Origin of the sequence: Microcoleus sp. Pol7_B2 (assembly GCF_036701035.1) — a bacterium.
Taxonomy (GTDB): domain Bacteria; phylum Cyanobacteriota; class Cyanobacteriia; order Cyanobacteriales; family Microcoleaceae; genus Microcoleus.
On sequence record NZ_JAUBQB010000009.1, the window covers coordinates 46,579 to 69,040 of the forward strand.

14 protein-coding genes and 1 tRNA gene are annotated in these 22,462 nt (G+C 44.3%); 11 read left to right on the forward strand and 4 right to left on the reverse strand.

All coding sequences use genetic code 11. The annotated features are described in order from the left end of the window. The first annotated feature begins 10 nt into the window (after window positions 1-10). Window positions 11-1,924 carry an aminopeptidase P family protein gene (locus QUA57_RS05630; protein ID WP_333059992.1) on the forward strand — a complete coding sequence of 638 codons (1,914 nt, stop codon included), beginning with the start codon at window positions 11-13 and terminating at the stop codon, window positions 1,922-1,924. On the opposite strand, the gene QUA57_RS05635 is transcribed toward QUA57_RS05630, so the two are convergent. After that, window positions 1,914-2,165 (reverse strand): hypothetical protein, encoded by a 252-nt coding sequence (locus tag QUA57_RS05635; protein ID WP_333059991.1) that lies wholly within the window; start codon window positions 2,163-2,165, stop codon window positions 1,914-1,916. The two genes, QUA57_RS05630 and QUA57_RS05635, sit on opposite strands and share 11 nt — an antisense overlap. After that, window positions 2,165-2,365, reverse strand: coding sequence for a hypothetical protein (locus tag QUA57_RS05640; RefSeq protein ID WP_333059990.1), 201 nt, complete (start codon window positions 2,363-2,365; stop codon window positions 2,165-2,167). The genes QUA57_RS05635 and QUA57_RS05640 overlap by 1 nt, the downstream gene beginning before the upstream one ends. A gap of 205 nt (window positions 2,366-2,570) precedes the next feature. Between QUA57_RS05640 and QUA57_RS05645 the strand changes: the two genes are divergently transcribed. From QUA57_RS05645 to QUA57_RS05665, 5 genes are all read left to right on the forward strand, one after another. Beyond that, window positions 2,571-3,761 carry a tyrosine-type recombinase/integrase gene (locus QUA57_RS05645; RefSeq protein WP_333059989.1) on the forward strand — a complete coding sequence of 397 codons (1,191 nt, stop codon included), beginning with the start codon at window positions 2,571-2,573 and terminating at the stop codon, window positions 3,759-3,761. A 320-nt stretch (window positions 3,762-4,081) separates the two neighbouring features. Continuing rightward, the gene (locus QUA57_RS05650; RefSeq protein ID WP_333059988.1) at window positions 4,082-5,215 is read left to right on the forward strand and encodes a virulence-associated E family protein; all 1,134 of its coding nucleotides are present in this window, start codon (window positions 4,082-4,084) and stop codon (window positions 5,213-5,215) included. A 362-nt stretch (window positions 5,216-5,577) separates the two neighbouring features. Beyond that, a complete protein-coding gene (locus QUA57_RS05655) occupies window positions 5,578-7,002 on the forward strand; it encodes a hypothetical protein (protein ID WP_333059987.1) in 1,425 nt (474 codons plus the stop codon). Between the two features lie 50 nt (window positions 7,003-7,052). Further along, window positions 7,053-8,696 carry a hypothetical protein gene (locus QUA57_RS05660; protein WP_333059986.1) on the forward strand — a complete coding sequence of 548 codons (1,644 nt, stop codon included), beginning with the start codon at window positions 7,053-7,055 and terminating at the stop codon, window positions 8,694-8,696. 410 nt (window positions 8,697-9,106) lie between these two features. Continuing rightward, window positions 9,107-9,577, forward strand: coding sequence for a hypothetical protein (locus QUA57_RS05665; protein WP_333059985.1), 471 nt, complete (start codon window positions 9,107-9,109; stop codon window positions 9,575-9,577). A 604-nt stretch (window positions 9,578-10,181) separates the two neighbouring features. On the opposite strand, the gene QUA57_RS05670 is transcribed toward QUA57_RS05665, so the two are convergent. Further along, window positions 10,182-10,254 (reverse strand) — tRNA-Thr (locus QUA57_RS05670). Between the two features lie 125 nt (window positions 10,255-10,379). Then, window positions 10,380-12,536 carry a WD40 domain-containing protein gene (locus QUA57_RS05675; RefSeq protein WP_333059984.1) on the reverse strand — a complete coding sequence of 719 codons (2,157 nt, stop codon included), beginning with the start codon at window positions 12,534-12,536 and terminating at the stop codon, window positions 10,380-10,382. 378 nt (window positions 12,537-12,914) lie between these two features. On the opposite strand from QUA57_RS05675, the gene QUA57_RS05680 reads away from it, so the two are divergent. The 5 genes from QUA57_RS05680 to QUA57_RS05700 all read left to right on the forward strand — a co-directional run bounded on the left by QUA57_RS05680 (window position 12,915) and on the right by QUA57_RS05700 (window position 22,356). After that, window positions 12,915-14,075: a sulfate ABC transporter substrate-binding protein gene (locus QUA57_RS05680; RefSeq protein WP_333059983.1), complete on the forward strand. Its 1,161-nt coding sequence runs from the start codon at window positions 12,915-12,917 to the stop codon at window positions 14,073-14,075. Between the two features lie 89 nt (window positions 14,076-14,164). Further along, entirely contained in the window at window positions 14,165-15,025 is an 861-nt protein-coding gene (cysT, locus tag QUA57_RS05685; RefSeq protein ID WP_333059981.1) for a sulfate ABC transporter permease subunit CysT, read from the forward strand. Next, complete coding sequence (cysW, locus tag QUA57_RS05690; protein ID WP_333059979.1) at window positions 15,015-15,893, forward strand: sulfate ABC transporter permease subunit CysW; 879 nt, start codon at window positions 15,015-15,017, stop codon at window positions 15,891-15,893. Before cysT ends, cysW begins: the two co-directional genes overlap by 11 nt. Before the next feature lie 157 nt (window positions 15,894-16,050). Continuing rightward, window positions 16,051-16,410, forward strand: coding sequence for an NIL domain-containing protein (locus tag QUA57_RS05695; protein ID WP_333039208.1), 360 nt, complete (start codon window positions 16,051-16,053; stop codon window positions 16,408-16,410). Between the two features lie 669 nt (window positions 16,411-17,079). Next, window positions 17,080-22,356, forward strand: a complete 5,277-nt coding sequence (locus QUA57_RS05700) for a DUF4347 domain-containing protein (RefSeq protein WP_333059978.1) — start codon at window positions 17,080-17,082, stop codon at window positions 22,354-22,356. The last annotated feature ends 106 nt before the right edge of the window (window positions 22,357-22,462 follow it).

Consider the following 22,462-nt stretch of genomic DNA (forward strand, 5'->3'; position numbering starts at 1 on the left):
AAGATTAAACATGGTTGCCACTAATTTAAAAGCCAATACAAATATCCAAGATACCTCCGCTGCAAGACTGGCAGACTTGCGCGATTTGATGGCAGATTATGAATTAGATTGCTATTACATCCCAGCGGTTGACGAACATTTAAATTTATCAGTTCCAGCAGCCAAGCAACGACGAGCTTGGATGTGCGGTTTTACGGGTTCCGCCGGTGATTTGTTGGTTGGGAAAGATTGCGCTTGGTTGTTTGTGGATTCCCGCTATTACGAACAAGCCGAATTGCAAGTAGATACTGGAATTATTCAAATATCGAAACTCGGCTTAGAAGGAAATTTAACATTAATTGAAACTTTAGAAAAACTTGCTGTAGAATCGGCAGAAAAATCAACTAAAATTCGCATGGGTTTTGACCCGTTTACAGTAGCGACAGAGCAATATCAAAATTGGGTGAAAAAATTCGCGAATGCAGAGATTGAGCTCATACCGATCCGGGAGAATTTGACAGACAAAGTGCGATCGCAAACTCCTTGGCAAACAGCAGAGACTTTACCCGCGATTGATGCAGAACCCATATTTAGTTTACCTGTATCCCTGACCGGAGAAACCGCCGCCGAAAAATTAGCCAGAGTCAGGGAAGCGATGCACAAAGCCAATATAGATGTGCTTCCGATTACCAACCTGAATCAAATAGCGTGGCTGTTCAATCTCCGAGGCTCGGATATTCCCCACATTCCCATTTTCATATCCTATGCCATTGTCACCACTGATTCAGCGTTTTTGTTTACAAATACCGAACGAATTTCGCTAGAAATCAAGCAAGAATTGCGGGCGGATGTAACTTTACTTCCCTACGCAGACTATCCGCATACATTAGAAACTTGCGTAAATTTGCCACATAAAGTTCGGGTACTTTTAGACCCCAAACACAGCACAGCAGGTACGTACCAGTTAATATTAAACCATCAAGAATCGCAGTTTTACAACATCGAAATAGTTTTTGAGGCGCATCCGGTAGAAGGGATGAAAGCTCGCAAAAATCCGGTTGAAATCGAGCAGATGAAATCAGCCAATTTCAAAGCAAGTCGAGCGAAAACTTTGACTTTAAAGTGGTTGACTGAACAGATAGAAAATGGTAAGACCTTGACGGAGTTTGATGTCAAACAAAGCATCGAAAGATTTTACCAGGAAGAAACGGATTTTCAGACTTTAACTTTTAGAACGATCGCAGGTGCGGGAGCCAATAGCTCGATCGTACATTACGGAACTCCCAGCCCAGAAGTCACCTTAAAACCCGGAGAATTGCTGCTGCTTGACTCAGGCGCGCAATATTTAGCAGGTACAACGGACGATACGAGAACAATAAGTATCGGAGAACCGACGGCGCTACAAATAGAACACTACACAACAGTTTTAATCGCGCACATCAACTGTGCAATGCAGCAATTCCCCAAAGGAACAACGGGAGCGCAATTAGATGCGATCGCCCGTGCGGTATTATGGCAAGAACAGCTAGACTACGGACATGGCACCGGGCACGGAGTCGGCGCGTTTTTAGCCGGTCACGAAGGGCCAAACGGCATCAGCAAATCGGTACAATATCCCCTAGAAGCGGGAATGGTAACTAGCATTGAACCGGGATATTACGAACCGGGATGGGGCGGAATTCGCATCGAAAATCTCTATGTTGTCAGGGAAATGCCGTCAAAAAAAGGTTCCGTTTGGTACGGATTTGAATCGCTGACGTATATTCCGTTTGAGCGCAAATTGATAAATGTCGATCGACTCTCAAAGACTCAACTAGCATGGTTGAATAATTATCATGCTGCTGTAGTCGAGAAACTGGAACCCGTACTTGATGCAGCAACAATTGAATGGTTGAAAAAAGCCTGCGCTGCGTTAGGTAAAATTGATGTTACTGTTAGCCAATAAGCCGATCGTAATCTGCGTGCGCGCCGATCCAAAACCACAAAATACCCTGCTCAATCCCTATACGCAAAGCTCGGTAGTCTTGTCCGGCTCTGACTGACCAATACTTGCCGACTTTTTTGAAATGCAGCGATGGATGAGTTGGATCGGCTTTGAGTAATTCGTAACATCGATCGGCTGAAAGCTTTACGGTTTCAGGTAAAGCGTTGTAGCATTCCCAAAATCGACGAGTCGTGTAGTGCATCAAATTTCCCGATAGCGCCCCGCCTCAAAATCTGCGAGTGCCTCCTGGGCTAAATCTTCCAACTTACCGCCAGCAATATCTAGTTCTAACTGCACGTCCCAACGCCGATAATCCAACTCAAAAAACCATTCCAAAAGTTGATGAAACTTATCTGGTGGTAGATCCAGGATAGCGGCTTCAATTTGCTCGATAGTCAACATAGAGCTTGTGATTTGTAGCTAGTTATATCTATCAAAATTATACTAATAAAGCTGGTGACAGGATTTGAACCTGCGACAGGCTGATTACAAATCAGGTAGCTTTAACTACTTTTGAGGTAAACCAACGCCTGGAAGCTTTACTAGATACCCTCTGTCCAAGAAACTGGGTATGAGGCGGGTATGAAATTTACCCATACCCAAAATCATGTTCATCAACCAGGATAACACTAAAGATGGTGTAGTAGCTAAGTACGGTAAGGTGTCGGTAGAGCGATTCCAAGGTAGCTATCGTATTCGCTGGCGGTTCAATGGTCAGCGTTACGTGATAACCGTCGGTAAAGCTGATACTGATACTACTCTCAAGGTAGCCAGTGCTAAGGCTCAAGAAATCAACAGCGATATCCTAATGGAACGCTTCGATGAGAGTCTAGCTAAATATTCTCCTAAACACGCACAAGCACTAGCACCTGTACAACGGGTAACTAAGCTTAATCTAGCTGATGTTTGGGAACACTACAAGGAAGCCAATCTACAGCGAGTAGCTAAAACAACTCAAAAAAAAGACTGGAAAGAAGTAGAGAGGTGCTTAGCTAAAGTTTCCAGTGAAGCTCTTGACCTGGACAATCCTCACTTACTATTGCAGGAATTATTGGAGCATTACAGTTCCAGCACCCTAAAAAAAGCAATTGCTAACATCAATGCTGCCTGCAACTGGTCTGTTGAAACTAAGTTAATCAGTGATAATCCCTATCACAATCTCAAAAAGCAACTGCCTAAAGGACAAAAAAGTAAACGTTCTAAAGAATGCTTTGAGCCTGAAGAAGTTAAAAGCATTATTCAGTCATTCTCAAGTAATGAATTCTGTTCACCTGCTAGTGCTTACTCTCATTCCTACTACTCTGGTTATGTAGAGTTTCTAGCTTTAACAGGTTTCAGACCAGAGGAAGCAATAGCTCTCAATTGGAATGATATCAAAGAAAGAAAGGGGAAGACTGTGATAGTGGTTAGCAAAGCCTACTCAAAGGGAGAGTTAAAGGATACTAAAACCTACAATACTCGAATTTTCCCTTGCAATGACCAACTTCTTAGCCTCTTAAGACGCATTCCTAAACGTCAAAATGAAAATAATTTAGTCTTTCCTAGTGTAGAGGGAGGATATCTTAATCAAGATAATTTTCTCAATCGGCAATGGCGTCCTGTAGTAATCAAACTGTACCAGTCTGGAAAAATTAGCCAATACCTACCCTGTTATAATCTTCGGCACTCATTCATCACTCGCTTAATTCGGGATGGTTATGATCCATCTACCGTAGCAGCACTGGTAGGCAATAGTCCTCAAGTTATTCTCGACCACTACCTAGCAGCTAAGAAGGATTTAACATTACCTGAGTTGTAAGTCTCGTAAATAAAACAGAAAATTAAGAGGATAGAGGCGAAAAACTTCTATCCTTTTCATTGATGTGCGTTGGTACGGTTTACGGAACATGAGATACGGTTATTTTTACCTTACTTACTCTGTCGATTCAATTAACGACTTTCTATAATTAGTAATAGGTAAACACTGAACTTTGACAATTTAAGAGTCTCTTATTTTCTTGTCTTACAAGCAAGAACTTAGAGATTCTCGGTTTCTAGCGATTTTGCTATGGCAATCTCCGTTAGAACATTTTAGGGGTGTTTATATGATGATTTTCTCTATATTTTTGACTATTTTGTATGACTAACTACCAAGAAACCGAAGCAATTATTGCTAATAACTTTGCTGAGCGGTTAAAGCTTAACAAAGTCACCAAGGATATTTACTTGGATGGAGAACTATTTGACTTACCTAAGTTTAGGCATCAGGTTTCTCTCCACCATAATACAGTCCTAGAAAATGATAAGTATATCAATGAACTAGCCCACATCTACGCTAGTAAAAATCTCTTCTCTCCCTTAGAGGATTACTTAAGTGAATGCGAGTCTAAGTTTCCAGATATAGACTACAAAGATGTTTTTAGAGAGCTTAATGAGAAAGTCCTACATATTGACCCTGATTCCTTAGAAGGATTATTTTTACCTAAGACTTTAGTAGGTGCAGTAGCGAGAGCGTTAAAGCCTGGTACTAAATTTGATACTGTACTTATACTTAAAGGTTCTCAAGGCTTTTATAAGACTTCTTTCTTCAGGGAATTAGCGGGAGAAGATTTATTTACTTCTATGTCTTTGCAAGCTTCTAATAAAGATGAGATAATGGTTTGTCATAGTAAGTGGATTATTGAGCTAGGAGAGTGTGAAGAGACTCTGACTGCGAGTAAGATGGGTAAGTTAAAAGCTTTTATTACTCAGCAAAGCGACACTCTTCGTAAACCCTATGATAGTAGACCGATTACACTACATCGACAGTTTATTCTGGTAGGTACAACGAATAAAGATAAGTTTTTAGTTGATCCTACAGGTAATAGAAGATTTTGGTGCATAGATGTAAACGAGAAAATAGATATTGACTGGGTAAAAGAAAATAGAGATTTGATTTGGGCTAGTGCTGTTAAAGCCTACAAAGATAATTATCCTATCTACTTAAATGAAACTGAGCAAGAAATGCTTAATGCCGTAAATAAAAAATATGAAGCAAATGATATGTGGGAAGATATAGTAGCTGATTGGGTAGAGAAACAACAAGAGCCTTTTGTTTTGAGCGATGTCTTAACACAGGCTATAGGAAAAGAACCTAAGTCTTGGACTAGAAAAGATGAAGAAAGGATTACTAATATTCTGACAGGTTTAGGCTTAGAAAAACCCACTCAAACTAGCAGGGTCAACGGTAAGCCGGGTAAATACTGGCGAGTACCTGTGGCTGTAACTAGGTAATTGCTCAGTTACGGTTGAGTTCCAAGCTGAATCCTTTATCTATCAAGGGGTTCAGCTATTTTGTAACTGTGTAACCGTGTAACTGTAAAATTTTAACTAATCGTTGAGAGCGATCGGTCAATCTAGTTAATTGATAGACCCGGAGGAAATAAAGATCCAATGGTGTTAAAGTTAGTTGAGTTACAGTTACATAGTTACATAGTTACACTTGTCAGGATAAAATTACCTACTGATAAATAGCTAAAACTATTGCTATAGAATTTTAAGGCTTCAGACAATTAGGTGATATAAGTCACCGTATATGCAGAGGACTACTGTTAAATTCATAATGATAAGCACCCAAAACAAGGGGGTTAAGTTTTATGGAATCTGCCAAATCTATCTTATTAAATGAAAAATTTACACCTGATGATGATAGACTAAACTATCAAGCCTATGTGAATTTACTTCTAACTTGTAATGTATGTGGAGAAGCTGTTTTTTTAAAGCAGGCAAGTGATTTTAATAAGTCCGGTATAAAAAGAGCTGCTCACTTCTCTCATTACAAAGATACAGGCAAGAATGATTGTTGCTTGAGAACTGAGATCAATACCAATACACGAGACACTGATTCAGAGGGTAAAAAACAAAGTTTAGTAAATTATCAGAAAAAAATTCAACTGATCATTGATGAAGGAATAGTTTACTATCAAAAAATCTCATATTTACAGCTTAAGGAGCGCACAGATGAAGGTGAAAGCTTAGTAAATCAATATAAAATTGATATCAATTCATGGTTGAGTCGGTTTTACGAAGAAAGAGAACATATTAAAAATTTGGCATTATCTTTATATCATAATAAATCCTCTGAAATAGAGTGTATAGTTTTTTCAGATATAGTTAATTATTTGTGTCTTCCTGCTAGTGAAGATATATTAAAAAAAATCTTTTACTATGTGTTTCTTTTTAATAAAGAGGTTTTTCTTAATAACGATTTTGAGAAAGTTTGTTCTAAAGCGATTAAATTAATAAGTTATATTGATTTGGGAAAACAATATCAACGAGCAAAAGAAAGTTTAACGGGTTTTAATGACGATAACATCACAGAGGATGTACTACCAGAAGATACTAACTTAGAAAGAGAAACGGTTAAGCCTAAGATGGTAATAATTCCCAGCATTTTCGGAAGTTACGAAGTGGAACTTAGAGAAAAAATTCAGCTAAATTATTATTTGTGCTGCCCTATAGTAAACAAAAATGGTGACAGAACTTACCAAAAAATCAGAGGGCGACTCCCAGAAGAAATCAGTATTAGCTGGCGTGAAGATAAAGATGGTGAATATTTGACTCTACGGAACAACGTGACAATTGTAGCAACTTTTTCTTTAACGGCAGATAGGAGTATTAAATGGAAGCCTTCACCTGTGTATTTCGTACCTGAGACTATCATCGCCCGACCTATATACTCAACTCCTAAGAAACATATTGAGAGTGAGAACTTATACAGCTTCTTTCTTCAATGGGTAAAGTCAGAGGAGTTTATTCGCCATCAAATTGCATGGGAGAGTCATTTTCCTCCCGAATTTCTTAAGTTATTGTTTCTTTTTATAGCATATATGACCGAGCGTTCACGTCTAACAATATCAACGGGCGACGGGTTAACCCTAGAAGTGAATGTAAATCCTGAAGATGTTGATAATATCTATCAGGGATTACTACATCAATTAATAGGAAAGTCTAAATCCATGAAAAAACGTTATTTGATGTCGAATTTACCTCTAAAAGAATTAAAGGTGAGCCTCTTATAAGGTTCTATGGGCTTAAATAAAATTACCAAAAAGAAGGAGAGCTAAGTTTTATGAAAGCAGAATCAGAAGTATCTATTTCTTTTGCAATATCTATTTTCTCGAATGAGAAATTTAAAGCCGATGATAATAGACTAAACTATGACTCCTATGAAGAGCTAGGTCTAATTTGTGGTAAATGTAGAGAACTTATCTTTTTCAAGCAAGGTACAAAAAGAATTTCTCACTTCTCTCATTTCAGAGATACAGGCAAAGATTGTCTGTGGAGAACAGAGAGCCAGAGTAATACACAATCTAGTGATTCATATAAGAGAGAACAAAGCTTACAAGAATTCCAAACTAAATTTAGAGGGATTATTAAACAGGGTATAATCAAATATCGACAAATATCATCTACTCAGCTTGATACTCAAATAGCTGAAGGTAAAAGCTTAGTGTCTACATATAAAATTGATATCGAATCTTGGGTAATGTGGTTTAATCTAAATAGAACACAACTGGAAAATCTCGCTAATAACTTGTATCAAAGTAATGAGTTAGTATCGGAGAGAAATCAGAGAATTCTTTTAAATTTTCTTGATTATTTGTGTGTTCCTGCTAGTGAATATATTTTGAGAGATATCCTTTACTATGTATTTGGTTTATTGGATAAAGAGATATCTCTTAAGAAATATTTAGAAGAGGTTCCCTCTAAAGTCATTGAATTAATGAGTTATGTTGATTGGGAAAAAGAATATCAAGTAGCACAAGAAAGTTTAACATTTAATGAGTTCCCAGGCTCTACACACCCCAATCTACCCGCTAAGCCACCTAAATCAGCCACAATCACAGAGAGAATAGAACCCAAACCCATTGAGTACACTTTGCTGCAAGTCGTAAAAGCCAAAGTAACTGAGAAAGAGAAAGTAGTTAACGGGCAATTAGTTAAAGTTAAAACATTTAAGGAAGTAGCAAAGGCTAAAACAGATGTTCTGAAAGCTACGTTAACTTCTTCTGATTTAGGGCGACAGTTAGCTTTTTCTTTTCAACGTGGGGGCAATGAAGAGGATGCAAAAGACCCTGAAAGTCGGATTTTGGCTACCTTTACTATCGCGAAGAAATCCGACAAGAACTTTGAGTTATCCTTCACGTACAAGACGGAGTTTAAAGCTTTGGAGGCTCATACCTATAAACCGCTAATAATTGCGTTTCCAGGGATTGAAGCTATATCTATTGCTGATGTATTCAGTCAATGGCTGTGTACTCCTGAATTTTTCGAGCATCTTAAAATCATGGCGTATAAGGGAGGTTATACTCCGGCTCTAGTAAAGATGCTAGTCCTATATATGTCTTACCAAGACGTTAAGACTGATGCACTGGTACAAGTTGGAAAATTTTCCAAGGACATGGTGATCGACATTAATGAACTAGCTAAAGTATTCCGAGCTAATATGCAGGAACTCAAGTCAGATGTTCCCAGAATGGCTAAGCATTACTCCGCAGATTTAATGTTAACTCCTGTTAGTGATACTCCTCCCTCACTAGAAATCAGTGGTCAACAAACAGAGACTCCACAAAAGTTAATCACATCTGAGGCTTCTACTGAAACCGCAGAGTCAGATATTCCAGAAGACAATAAAGAAATAAGTCAGACACTCCCTGATACCGCAGAGACCTCAATTGAAGAAGAACAAGACCCCGCGATCGAAATGACATAGACAGTAGAATCTACTCTATCACCACTTGGTTATGGTATACCCGGTAAGTTGCCCTAATCCTTTCTACTAAGCTGTTAACGTGACTAATAATCATACCTTAACTAACAATAACTTAGTAGAAAACCGTAAACACTCACAAACAAAGGACAGATACCATACCTCCTAGAAGTCAAAACCTATCCTTTACTGCTGAATTTATCGAAGAAATTTGCCTCGAACTCTTCGCAGCAACCTTCACAAAAAAGATTGATAAAAAGAGCGGAAAAGAAGTAAAGACATACAAGAAAGTTAAAAACGCCAAAGTCGAAATTATCTCTATTTCATTGGTAAAAAGTGAGAAAGGTCAACAACTACTGTTTGATTATCAATCTGCGGAGGGAATACGGAGGACAGTATCAACCTTTAACTTCATGTCAGATTTTACACTGGCATGGGATGTTACCCCGGAATGGTCGGATCTTAATAAGTACCGAATCCATAAGCCTTTAAACTCGAATTTATCACCAATAGAAAGCTATGCTTTGCACGATCTGTTCAGCCATTGGTTTCAATCCGATGCCTTTGTGCAACAGATAACAGTCCTTTCAGACCAAAGGGTTTATGCTCCTGAGCTTATCAAGTTGTTGCTTTTATTTATCGCCTATCAGCAAGAGCGATATTCTAAGGCTGTAGAGTTGGGCGGATATTCCCTAACAATGGAGATTGATCTAGACCGTGTGGTGGTTATCTTTAAGGAATACATTAAGGAATACATTTCAGGTTTTTCTGAGGACTTTGTACACTTAAAGAAATACTACAACGTTAGCCAGTTTACACTATCCGCAGCAGCAACACGAGAGATTGAGTCTATACAGGTAACTCCTTCTACTCCTGATGTGTAAGTAGTCGAGCCAATGCCACGATCTACTAATGAACCCTTACCCTACTAGATAGCCAACCAGCTCTAAATCCCTATCTAGCTTAGCTTTACTTCGCACTTTTTATAGACTACTAAGATAGGAGATTATATCTAAAAAGTGGTATAGGAAAGTATATATGAAATATGAGAATCTATAGGAACAGAGTAGAGACGATAGCTAAATGGTTGAGGTTAGAGTAACCAGCTTTCCCTATGTGCTTTTATTACATAATTTATTTCAATGCAAACTCAAGTTTCTATAACTAAAATAAATCATATTATCTGCCTCTAGATTGAGCTATATGGAGTGATAAGGCACGTAGGGGTATGAATCTACATTTATTGTGTAGAGGAGCCTTAAAACTCGATTTAAGAGGGATAGAGTGAGATGTGACCGCTTAGGGTCTAGGCAAGTAGAATTATTAGGCAGTAATTATCTTTCTACCTAAATAATTTTGATTTACTTATAAACCCTAGCTTTCAGACCTTAGTTGGGTATGAAACAGGTATTCTGGTACTAGACCCACTTCATACCTAGAAATGAGCAGAAGGCTAGAAGTTTTATCTAACCTTGGTTTGAGCTATAAAGCTGGTGACAGGATTTGAACCTGCGACAGGCTGATTACAAATCAGCTACTCTACCAACTGAGTTACACCAGCAGTGAAACTTAATATAGCAAACTTATAGTCATCAGCGCAACCCCCCCAGCCATTTTTTTTTCAAATTCGCTCAAAACCCCTCCCCGTAAGGGCAAAACCGAAATTGTCTGCCCACTGCCAATTAACTAATCGCAGCGCCAAATCTTAATCGTCTGATCCGCACTGCCGCTGGCGAGCAAATTGCCCGAAGGCGCGATCGCCACCGAGTACACCGTACCCGAATGTCCCTTAAGACTGGTCAACAACTCCCCCGTCTGCAAATTCCAAATATTAATCGTATTATCATCGCACCCACTAGCCAAAGTCAAACCGTCCCGACTGATAGCAACCGACTCGCCCCGACTCACATAATTCTGCAAAATATGCACCGCCTCATTCGTTCCTAAATTCGTTTCACCCTTTCCCCTTCCAGAATTAGTATTTAAAATCCGCAACAAACTGCCCGTGTGCAAATTCCGCAGCTTAATCGTATAATCATTGCTCACGCTAGCAAGAATCTGACCGTCTGGGGCGATCGCCACAGAATTCACCCCAACATTCAACCCCGAAAGAGTCCGCAGCAACTTGCCAGTTTCCACATCCCAAACCTTGCTCGTCGCATCCGAACTGCCACTCGCCAATATTTTACCGTCCGGGCTAAAAACCACCGCATTCACATTGTCAGAATGGCCCCTCAAAGTCCGCAGCAACTCACCACTCCGCAAATTCCACAGCTTAATCGTATTATCAGCCCCGCCGCAGCTAGCAATTACCAGGCGTTTCGGGTTAATCGCCACCGAATTCACCTCCATAGAATGTCCGGGAAAAGTACACAGCAAATCGCCGCTGTGTAAATTCCAGAACTTAATTGTTTCGTCGGAACTGCCACTGACCAACATTTTTCCATCATAGCTAATAGCAACCGAATTTACGCGATCGGAATGTCCCGTCAGAGTGCCAATTAATTCCGCTGTTTCTAAATTCCAAATCTTAATAGTTTTATCCCAACTACCGCTAGCCAAAATTTTGCCGTCAGGGCTAATCGCCAGAGAATTCACAAACGATGAATGTCCTGGCAGCGTATATACACACCGCCATTTCTGATGTTTTAATTTGTGAGCTAATTCCTTCACCCGCTTAGCTGCCGCCTCAGCTTCCTCTCTGCGTTTGAGTTCAGCCTCCTCCAAACGCTGCCGTTCCGCCCTAGCTTTCGCCTCTCGCAGCGCCAGCCGCCGCATCTCTCCCTTATAGACTATTCGCTGCTGCTCCTGAATTTCTTTAAGAGTTTCAATATACGGTTGAGCCCAATCTTTAGAAAACCATTCCTGAGCAAATTCCGCCTCTAATTTAAATAACTCAGGTTCGTGAGTAAAATCGATATTTAAATAATACAAATCCGCTAAAAAAGCTGCCAATAACTTGTGAATAGTCACAATTATTTGCCGAATAATCCGCAGGCTCAGCTTTTTATCTTTCCCCTCCGCCTCCAACTGGTTATAAACCTCTTCCCAATTCCAAGGCTGCATCGCCACCAGAGAAACGCTCTGATTGATTACTCCCCAAAAACCAACATGAAAATTAACTTCATAATCGCTGATATCGCTGTACAGTATAGCTGTCGGTACGGGAGACAACACCGTCTGCAACCGCTCCACATCAATATCAGAAATCGATTTTTTGAAATAGTCTCCGTAAAACTGAACCGGGCACAACTCTCCATGGGGGGGGTAGTGCTGGTTCAAAAAAGCTCTTAACTTAGCCGGCAGCTCGATATTCAGATTGTGGCGAAACGAATCGGGGCAATCTTCGCTAATTTTTGCGGGAGCAACTAACAGCAGCAATCGGTGCTGTTGCTGCTGCAAAATCTGTTCAGTTTCCTGCCTGCTCAAATTAGAAAACCAGTTGTCCCTGTCCCAAATAGTTTGAATTTCGCTCAGCTTAACTCGAATTGCTTCTGATTGAAACTCCCGCATTAAGTCGCGGCAAAGTCGGCTAATTGCCCGCTTATCTCTTACTTCTTGTGCCTTAATTCGATTAGCCCGTTCTTCCTTTACCCTTTCTTCTGCGCCGGCGATCGCGATTAATTCTTGTTCTCTGGCCTGCTGCCGCTGCAAATATCGCACTTGGGCTTTAATCCAGCGCGGGTCTTTTTTGATTTGCTGGTTCAAAGCTGAAGAACCAGACGGCTCAATTTCTGCATACCGTTCGTTGACAGCGCTTGCTCCCAATCTTTCTCCCAATTCAGAGGCTACAGGCTTCAACAGTTCAATTAGGGTGTCTGAGACTGGGCGGGGTAAGGACATACCAGTTAAAACTTTTTCTTACTTAAGGGCGATCGCGCGAGTCAGGCATATCTCGCTGGGGCGGGGACTCTTGGCAGGGCTATTAGATTTGGGCGATCGGCCGATGGTATATGTAAGGCGTATCGTGCAGGCGTATCGTACAGCCGCGCCAGCTTAGCACCTTAACTCAATAATAGTATTTATACGCTTTACATTTTACCCCAAATCTGGATCGAAAGCACCGAGGGAAAAGACATCAGAATATGCGATCGACCCTGAGTTCCTCCAATTCTTTTTTTTTGTTGCCTTTTGACTCGCTCTTGTCTATAATCGTACTTCACAACCATAATTACGGTATTCCGACCCAATAACCGTACTTTCTCTAGAGGAACAAATATAATGAGTCCGTGGCAACGCCTAAATCAACACCTTCGCTGGCGACAACAGTCATCAGCCAGCACAAATCAATCATTTACTGCCCTGAAAAGATTTGTGTCCCTATTTTTAGTCGGAATAACATTAAGTCTGGCCGTTGCATCCTGCGGCCAGGGAACCACCAACAACCCCGCAGCCACTCCAGGAGGTACTACTCCAGGCGGTGCTAGCCCAGCAGCCAACAAAGGCAACGTAGAATTAACCCTAGTATCCTTCGCCGTCACCAAAGCCGCCCACGAAGCGATAATTCCCAAATTTGTAGAACAGTGGCAAAAAGAAAAAGGTCAAACCGTCACCTTCAACCAAAGCTACGGCGGTTCCGGTTCGCAAACTCGGGCCGTAATTGATGGTTTAGAAGCAGACATCGTACACCTAGCCCTCGCCCTCGACACCGCAAAAATCGAAAAAGCCGGACTAATTCAACCTGGGTGGGAAAAAGAAGTTCCCAACGAAGGCATAGTCAGCAAATCGGTAGGAGCAATAGTTACCCGCGAAGGCAATCCCAAAGGCATCACAACCTGGGAAGATTTAAGCAAAGACGGAGTAAAAGTGATTACTGCCGATCCCAAAACATCAGGCGTTGCCCGTTGGAATTTCCTCGCACTTTGGGGCTCGGTTGTTAAAACCGGAGGAGACGAAACCAAAGCATTAGACTTGACTACTAAAGTCTACAAAAACGTCCCGATTCTGACTAAAGATGCCCGCGAAGCCACTGATGTATTTTTCAAACAAGGGCAAGGCGACGCCTTAATTAACTACGAAAACGAGATTCTTCTGGCAGGTGAGAAAGGCGAAAAACCGACTTATAGTATTCCCGAAGTCAATGTTTCGATCGACAATCCGATTGCCATTGTCGATAAAAACGTTGATAAACACGGTACTCGCGAAGTCGCCGAAGCATTTGTCAAATTTCTCTACACCCCAGAAGCTCAGCGAGAATTTGCCAAAGTAGGCTTCCGCCCAGTAGATGCGACAGTAGCCGCAGAACCAGAATTTGTCAAAAAATATGCCCCCATCAAAACCCTATTTACAGCTCAAGACTTAGGAGGTTGGGGAGATATTCAGCAGAAATTCTTCGATGACGGAGCTGTTTTTGACAAAATCCAAGGTTCAATTAAACAGTAAAAAAACAGAATGCCCAGAGCCCCGACTTCCCGGAAGTTGTCGGGGCTCTAAAAGATTCACTATTCTTGACAACTCAAAACTATTCACTTATGGCTGTATCATCTCCAACCAGCAACCCTGAGTCTCCGATCGAAAATATCAAAAGGGCGATCGGCAAAATAACATTACCTTGGGGAATCACCCTAGGCTACCTCAGCTTAATGCTATTGCTCCCAGTTGCAGCAATGCTGCTGAAAGCCAGCACAGCAAACCCCGCCGAATTTTGGGCAATTGCCACCAGTCCGATCGCTCTTTCCGCCTACGATGTCACCTTCTTTACGGCCTTAATGGCGGCATTAATTAACGGAGTATTCGGGACATTAATTGCCTGGGTATTAGTCCGCTACGACTTTCCCTTAAAACGGGTTGTCGATGCAGCAGTCGATTTACCTTTTGCACTGCCCACCTCCGTCGCGGGTTTAACTCTCGCCACAGTTTACAGCGATAACGGCTGGATCGGCGGGCTGTTTGCACCCTTGGGAATCAAGATCTCATTTACTCGCTTGGGCGTAGGAATAGCCATGATCTTTATTTCCTTGCCCTTTATCGTGCGGACTGTACAGCCAGTTTTAAACGAGATGGAAAAAGACATCGAAGAAGCAGCTTGGTGCTTGGGTGCTTCTCAATTTCAAACTTTCTGGCGAGTAGTTTTACCCCCGTTATTTCCGTCTATTTTAACCGGAGTTGCCCTCGGATTTTCGCGAGCGGTTGGTGAGTATGGCTCTACTGTAATTGTAGCTTCTAACATACCCTTCAAAGATTTAATCGCTCCAGTATTAATTTTTCAAAGATTAGAGCAGTACGACTATGCAGGAGCAACAGTTATCGGCACTATCCTGTTAGGTATTTCCCTAGCAATGCTGTTCGCAATTAATCTATTACAAGCATGGAGAAGACGCTATGACGGCTAATATCAATTCACCCGCTGATTACAAATTTCCGCCTGCAGGTTCTAGTCGGAGTCAGGAGAAAGCCTGGGTAAAACCAACTTTAATCGGAATTGCGAGCGGCTATCTTGCTCTCGTCTTATTCATCCCCATGCTCAACGTTTTTTACCAAGCTTTCCGAAAAGGATTTGAGCCATTTCTTTCTAACTTAACCTCGCCCGATTTTCTGCATGCAGCCCAACTTACCCTGATAATTTCTCTGATAGTTGTGCCTGTAAATACAGTCTTCGGTTTGTGTGCAGCCTGGGTAATTGGTCGCAATAAATTTCCCGGCCGCACGCTATTAATCAGCATTTTAGACGTGCCGTTTGCCATATCACCCGTAGTTGCAGGTTTAATGATTGTACTGCTTTACGGTCGGGTGGGATGGTTCGGGCCGTGGCTGGAGGGGGCCAATATCAAGGTTATTTTTGCCTTCCCTGGAATGGTGCTGGCTACTGCTTTTGTTACCTTGCCTTTTGTGGCCCGCGAAGTAATTCCTGTTTTGGAAGAAGTGGGTACAGATCAAGAAGAGGCGGCGAAAACTTTGGGAGCAAATGACTGGCAAATTTTCTGGAATGTCACGCTTCCCAGTATTCGCTGGGGGTTGCTTTACGGAGTAATTTTGACCAATGCTAGAGCAATGGGAGAATTTGGAGCCGTCTCTGTGGTATCGGGAAATATTGCTAAAAAAACCCAAACTTTGCCTTTGTTTGTAGAGGATGCTTACAAGCAGTACGCGACGCAAGCAGCATTTTCAGCGGCGGTCATTCTAGGTTTTTTAGGAGTTATTACCCTCGTGCTTAAGGAGATTTTGGAACGAAAAACTAGCATTAAGGATGTTGAAGAATAATCATCAGTCATTAGGGTGTAGGCTAGACGCAGTTGTTAGTCATTAGTAGGGTGCGTGGCTATCGACAATCTGCTTGAAATCTCGAAAATTTCGCAGATCCGCACTCTACAAGATATTGCTGCAAAATGTAAACTGAAACAAACATTAGGAGGCCCAAATGTTAGCTCACAACACTAGCGAATCTGAATTTGAGGCGATCGGCAATTTTCACAGAACCCAAGAATCAGATATTCCCAAATCTGATAGTGGTGACAGCAGACCAACTCAAACCCGCATTCGCATTCGTGTTCCTAAAGAGTACCATCAGGAACCTGTGATATCTAACTTGATTTCTGAATACGGTTTGACGGTGAATTTTAATGCAGCTTTGTTAGGTGTCAAAACTTTAGATGATGGCTGGTTTGATTTGGAGCTTAATGGTACAAGTAAACAGATTGAAAGTGCTCTGCTTTATCTCAATGATTTAGATGTGGAAATCTGGAGCAATTCCAATAATCCCGATGAAGAAACTTGGTAATTAGTGAGTCTTGCACGCACCCTAGTGGAAGAGGACTTAATATTCTGGACTGCGACGCCAAATTTTCTTTCTTCGAGCCGGTTTATTGAGTCTAGTAGTCTCCAGGAATGTTAGTCATGAGCCAGCATATCTATTCCGGTAAAATAACCGTTATCAAGCTTCTAGTGAGGAATGCAAGCCTTCATAAAACTCAGAGGACTTGCATTCCTCCCTACCAAGCAATTTGATTGGGATTGTTTGATCGCACATACTGATAATTCAGCAGCTAACAACTACCCAATAACAGCAGCTTACAGCTAATAACTGTGACTGATTACTCTTGACTAACAAATATCGATCGCCATCGGTTCATTATTCGATTGACAATTTTTATAAAATCTGGTATTTTATCCCTCTCTGGCATATCAATAAACAGCGCGCAAGTCTTCTCCAACATTGTTGTAACAGCCGGAACAATATCCCCCTTTAAAACTTCTAAACAATCAAACTAACTCAGTTAGGGCAGGGGAGCATAAAAAAAGGTTTTTGTCAATATTAAATTTAGGTCAAAGTTAGGTTAGGTGAAATTAGGGGCGATCGACTCTCATCCGCCCTGGAAAAAGATCGATCGCTGCTGCGGTTGCTTTGTGCTATGAATTTGATGTGTGCGTGTACCAGGAGAATTTAAACGTGGAACTCTATAAAGAACCGAAACACCAGATAGTTTTTGCAGATTCACAAGTTAAAGATTGCGAAAGTTTAACAGAAACGGTCACTCCCGATACAGAAATTGTTATTCTGAAAGGCGATCGCGACGGCATCGAGCAAATCGCCGAAACACTTAAACAGCGGACAAACATTGCAGCCGTCCACATTTTGTCTCACGGCGCAGCAGCCAGCTTGCAACTGGGAGCCACAGAGCTTAATCTCAGCAACATTGAAACCTACCGCAATTATTTAGAAACCTGGTTTGCTTTGCCAACAACTGAGGCAAACTCTAACTCTCCAATTACAGCTAAACCCGAAATTCTGCTTTACGGTTGCAACGTCGCCGCCACAGAAGCAGGTGTGGCTTTCGTGGAAAGGCTGAGCCAGCTCACGGGAGCAAATATTGCCGCTTCCGATAACTTGACCGGCAGTGCGGCACTGGGTGGAGACTGGGTGCTGGAAGTGACTACGGGCAAAATACAAACACCTTTGGCATTTTCTGCAGAGGCCAAGGAAGCTTACAGTGGCGTGTTAGCAACCTTTACCGCTACCGACTTTACCAGTCTCAACAACGCCATCCTTTTTGCTAATGTCCTGCCGGATGCTGATGATATCAACATCACTGGTCCTATCACCTTCAGTCCCGGACAAGTTCTGCCTGTAATTAGTAACCCTGTTAACTTTGTTGGCAGCACTACAACTGGGATTACGATCGACGGCGGTGGTAATAGCCGACTATTTTTCGTTGACACCACTGCCACAGTCACCTTATCTAACCTCACACTTCAAAATGGAGTAGCAATTGGCAAACCGGGAACTCTTGGTGGTGGTGGTGGCGCTGGCTTAGGTGGCGCACTTTTTATCAACAAGGGTACTGTCAAAATTGACAGCGTTACCTTTGCTAGCAATACAGCAACAGGTGGTGCAGGTGCAGCCGGAAACGGTGGCGCTGGTGGCAACAGCGACTTAAGCACTGGTAGCGTAGGCGGTACCCCTGGTGCGGCCGGGGCTGGTGGTCTGGGTGGTACTCCCGATGGTACTGGTGGTAATGGTGGCACCGCTGGTAATGGTAGCTCAGGCTTCCCTGGTGGCGCTGGTGGCACTGGTGGCATTGGTGGTACTGGTGGAGCCACCAACGGCGCTGGAGGCAATGGTAGTGTTGGTGGTACTGGCGGTACTGGAATCTTCGGTGGTGGCGGTGGTGCTGGCGGTATTGGTGGTGCTGGCGGCCCTGGAGTTGGTACTGGTAACGGTGGTAATGGCGCTATCGGTGGTGCTGGTGGTGCTGGTGGTTTCGGTGGCGGTGGCGGCCCCGGTGGCCTTGGTGGTGCTGCTGGTACTGGTACTGTTCCTGGTACCGCTGGTACTGTTGGTGTCGGCGGTGCTGGTGGCTTTGGTGGTGGCGGTGGTGCAGGAAGCACTGGTGGTGCTAGTGGTGGTGGCGGTGCTGGTGCCGGCGGTACTACTGGCGGAGGCGGTGGATCGGGTCTAGGAGGTGCTATTTTCCTCAATACAGGCAGCATCTTAAATGTGAGCAACAGCACCTTTAGCGCGAATACAGTGACAGGTGGTGCCGCTGGAGGCAACGGTACTGCCGGTCAGGGCTTAGGTGGCGCGATTTTTGTCAACACAGGTGCTACAGCTAACCTAGCGAATACGACCATTACCCTCAACACTGCCAGCACCAATAGCGGCGGTGTTTCCTACGCTGGGACTTTCAACGCCAATAACACAATCATCTCAGGTAATACTGGCGGTGCTAATCCTGACATCACAGGTAACGTCGTATCAACAGGTGCCAACAACTTAATTGGCGGTGCGGCTTTACTTGGCCCCCTGCAAAATAATGGCGGTGTTGTTTCAACCCACGCCTTACTTCTTGGCAGCCCCGCGATCAATACTGGCAACGCAGCCACTGCCCTCAACGCAATAACTGGTGCGGCTCTGACTACAGACCAACGTGGCACTCAGTTCGGTCAGCCCTATGCACGCACTGTCAACGGTACTGCTGACATTGGCGCTTACGAATACGGCCCCACTGTAACGGGTCAGAAATTTAACGACAGCAACGGTAATGGCGTTAAAGACGGCACTGATGGAACTGCCACAACTCCAGCGCAAAACTTTGTTATCTATGTAGATGACAACAACAACAATGCGCCGGACACCACTGAAAAACAAACTACCGTCGCCATAGGCGGTACTTACACCCTCGCCGACACCAAGACTAACAGCCCGATTAAGGAAGTGGCAGTCACAGGTTGGGAGCAAACTCTCCCCGCTACAGGCGCAACTCCCTACAGCACAGGTGTTGCTGATGCTGCTACGGGCCGAGACTTCGGTAATTTCCAGAAAACATCGATCGCGGGCAAAACCTACACCGATGTCGCCGGCAACAAAGTCCTAGACATTGCCACCGACACCACATTCAACGGCGTCACGGTCACTTTATACAAAGACACCAACAACAACAACACGCTAGAAGTCGGCACAGATACGGTTGTGGGCGCGCCGGTAACGACTGCGGGAGCCGGAGATTACACATTCTCGGATATCGGCCCCGGCAATTACCTGATACAAGCCACTGCTCCAGCCAACTCCAGCATCTCTTTCCCCGCTACCCCAATTCTAGTTAGTGCCCAAAGCGGTACTCCCGTCACCGGTCAAAACTTCGGCATTTTCCAAAACATCACCGTTAGTGGCACCAAATTCACCGACCTCACAGGCAACGGCTTCTCTCCTGACGACACCCCCCTCAACGGCACTATCGTTCGCTTGTTTAAAGATACTAACGATAACAGCACTTTAGATAGCGGTGACGCGGAAATCTCCTCTCAAGTTACGGGTACAGCGCCAGCGGCTGCTGGGACGTATAGCTTTGCCAACGTAGGCTCGGGGCGGCACTTTGTGAGAGAGGACGTGCCGACGGGATTCTCACAAACCGCCGGCCCGCCTTTTTATACAATTAACCCGGTCAGCGGCACCCCCATTACGGCTCAAGACTTCGGCAACCTCCAACTAGGCAAAATCGGCGGGATCAAATTTAATGACCTCAACAAAAATGGCACTCAAGATTTGCCAGCAGAACAACCCCTAGGAGGCTGGACAATTTACTTGGATGCCAACAACAACGGCGTGCAAGACGCAGTACCAGCCGAAACAGGCACCAACGCCACCGTCACCGATGTCGCCGGTAAGTACCAGTTCACCAACTTGCCAGCCGGCACTTATACAGTGCGGGAAGTGCCACAAACAGGGTGGACGCAAACGGTGCCCCCCGTCAATGCAGCCACGCCTACTCTTTCCGGCGCGTTTACGATCGCCGTCACCAGTGGCACCGACTCCCAAAACAACAATTTCGGCAACTTCAAGCCCAACTCGATTAGTGGTCTGAAGTTCAATGACCTCAACAACAACCGGGTACAAGATACCGGGGAACTAGGGCTTGCCAACTGGCAATTCTTCCTCGATACCAACGATAACGGCACTCTCGACACCGGGGAACCGAACACCCTCACCGATGCCGCCGGTAACTACCAATTCCTTGATTTGTCAGCAGGAACCTACAAGGTGCGGGAAGTCTTGCAGCCTACTTGGACGCAAACTACCCCCGACCCGGATGACATCACTGTCACCAGCGGTCAAGACATCGCTAATATCAACTTCGGCAACTTCCAGTCGAGCACTATTAGCGGTCAAAAATTCAATGACCTCAACAACAACGGCGTTAAGGATGCCGGAGAATTGGGGCTAGGTAACTGGCAAATATTCCTCGACAGTATCACTCCGGATGGATTGTTTCAGCAGGGCGAACCGACTACCATCACTGATGCAGCGGGCAACTACACTCTCCGAGATATACCCGCAGGTACTTACCAGGTAAGGGAAGTCCAGCAAAATGGCTGGACGCAGACGACCCCCAACCCCGCCCCCGTTACGGTTAATCCCTCTGATAACATCACAGGCATTGACTTCGGCAACTTCCTGCCGCAACCCGGGGCGATCCAAGGTCTGAAGTTCCAAGACACCAACAACAATGGCACTCAGGATGCTGGAGAAGCGGGTTTACCCAATTTCCAAATTCAGTTAACCAATGTCGTAGCTGGAACTGCTCCTGATCCTGTTACTACTACCACAGACAACAGTGGCAACTACCTGTTCGCGAACCTAACGCCGGGAACCTACCGCATCAGGGAAGTCAACCAACCTGGGTTCACCCAAAGCACACCCGAACCCGCCGACATCGCCCTAACTTCAGGCGCTATTGTCACCGGCATCAACTTCGGCAACTTCCCAGCGCCGACGCCGACGCCGACGCCGCCGCCGACGCCGACGCCGCCACCACCGCCACCTGTACCGACGCCGACGCCTGCACCGACGCCGACGCCTGCACCTGCACCGACGCCGACGCCTGCACCTGTACCGACGCCGACGCCTGCACCTGTACCGACGCCGACGCCTGCACCTGTACCGACAGATTTGGTTTGCCCTGAGAACTTCCCCAGGATCGCTACTCCCAATGAGCCCGGCACTTCTTCAGCGGGTAATGTGATCAATGGCCCTAACGGCGACGATACGATCGTGGGTAGTGTCGGCAATGACTCTATCTTAGGGTTGGGCGGCAACGATTTGATCTTTGGTCGAGGGGGCGGCGACTACATCAATGGCAATATTGCCAACGATACTGTCTACGGAGGCATCGATAGCGATACTCTCTTCGGTGGCAAAGGCTTTGACCTGATTTTTGGCGATCGCGGTAACGATACGATTTATGGCAATCGTGGCAACGACTCTCTTTCTGGCGACGAAGGCAATGACTTATTGTACGGGGGCAAAGCCGATGACGTAATTTTGGGAGGCGCTGGCGACGACGTGCTAATTGGCGATCAAGGCAATGACACTCTCTGCGGCGGCGAGGGTAACAATACCTTAATTGGCGGCAGCGGCGATGATTTGCTCTTTGCTGACACCGGCGATGACTTGCTCTTTGGCGGCATTGGCAGCGATACCCTCGTCGGCGGCAGTGGCAGCAATGGCTTTGTCTTGTCAGCGAGCGGAGGAATTGACACCATTATCAACTTCACCGAAGGAGTGGATTCGATCGAGTTGGTGGGAGGCTTGGACTTCAATCAACTGTCATTGACCGAAACTAATGGCTCGACGGCGATCGGGCTTGCCAACAGCGACCAGATTTTGGCTATACTAACGGGCGTACAGCCGAGCCAGTTATCGGCTCAGAGTTTTAGCTTGTTGGTTTAGTCCGCAGATTAAACTCGGCAGTTAAAACCGAGCATACACTTGCCTGCCGTCCCAGCAGAGAGGGACTAGCGGCAAGCAGAATCTCTAAGCATGGGTTTCGAGGCTC

What these genes read in the sequence shown, in the direction of transcription:
- QUA57_RS05630 (WP_333059992.1), top strand. Translation starts at nt 11, where the DNA reads ATGGTTGCCACTAATTTAAAAGCCAATACAAATATCCAAGATACCTCC.
- QUA57_RS05635 (WP_333059991.1), bottom strand. Translation starts at nt 2,165, where the DNA reads ATGCACTACACGACTCGTCGATTTTGGGAATGCTACAACGCTTTACCT.
- QUA57_RS05640 (WP_333059990.1), bottom strand. Translation starts at nt 2,365, where the DNA reads ATGTTGACTATCGAGCAAATTGAAGCCGCTATCCTGGATCTACCACCA.
- QUA57_RS05645 (WP_333059989.1), top strand. Translation starts at nt 2,571, where the DNA reads ATGTTCATCAACCAGGATAACACTAAAGATGGTGTAGTAGCTAAGTAC.
- QUA57_RS05650 (WP_333059988.1), top strand. Translation starts at nt 4,082, where the DNA reads ATGACTAACTACCAAGAAACCGAAGCAATTATTGCTAATAACTTTGCT.
- QUA57_RS05655 (WP_333059987.1), top strand. Translation starts at nt 5,578, where the DNA reads ATGGAATCTGCCAAATCTATCTTATTAAATGAAAAATTTACACCTGAT.
- QUA57_RS05660 (WP_333059986.1), top strand. Translation starts at nt 7,053, where the DNA reads ATGAAAGCAGAATCAGAAGTATCTATTTCTTTTGCAATATCTATTTTC.
- QUA57_RS05665 (WP_333059985.1), top strand. Translation starts at nt 9,107, where the DNA reads ATGTCAGATTTTACACTGGCATGGGATGTTACCCCGGAATGGTCGGAT.
- QUA57_RS05675 (WP_333059984.1), bottom strand. Translation starts at nt 12,536, where the DNA reads ATGTCCTTACCCCGCCCAGTCTCAGACACCCTAATTGAACTGTTGAAG.
- QUA57_RS05680 (WP_333059983.1), top strand. Translation starts at nt 12,915, where the DNA reads ATGAGTCCGTGGCAACGCCTAAATCAACACCTTCGCTGGCGACAACAG.
- cysT (WP_333059981.1), top strand. Translation starts at nt 14,165, where the DNA reads ATGGCTGTATCATCTCCAACCAGCAACCCTGAGTCTCCGATCGAAAAT.
- cysW (WP_333059979.1), top strand. Translation starts at nt 15,015, where the DNA reads ATGACGGCTAATATCAATTCACCCGCTGATTACAAATTTCCGCCTGCA.
- QUA57_RS05695 (WP_333039208.1), top strand. Translation starts at nt 16,051, where the DNA reads ATGTTAGCTCACAACACTAGCGAATCTGAATTTGAGGCGATCGGCAAT.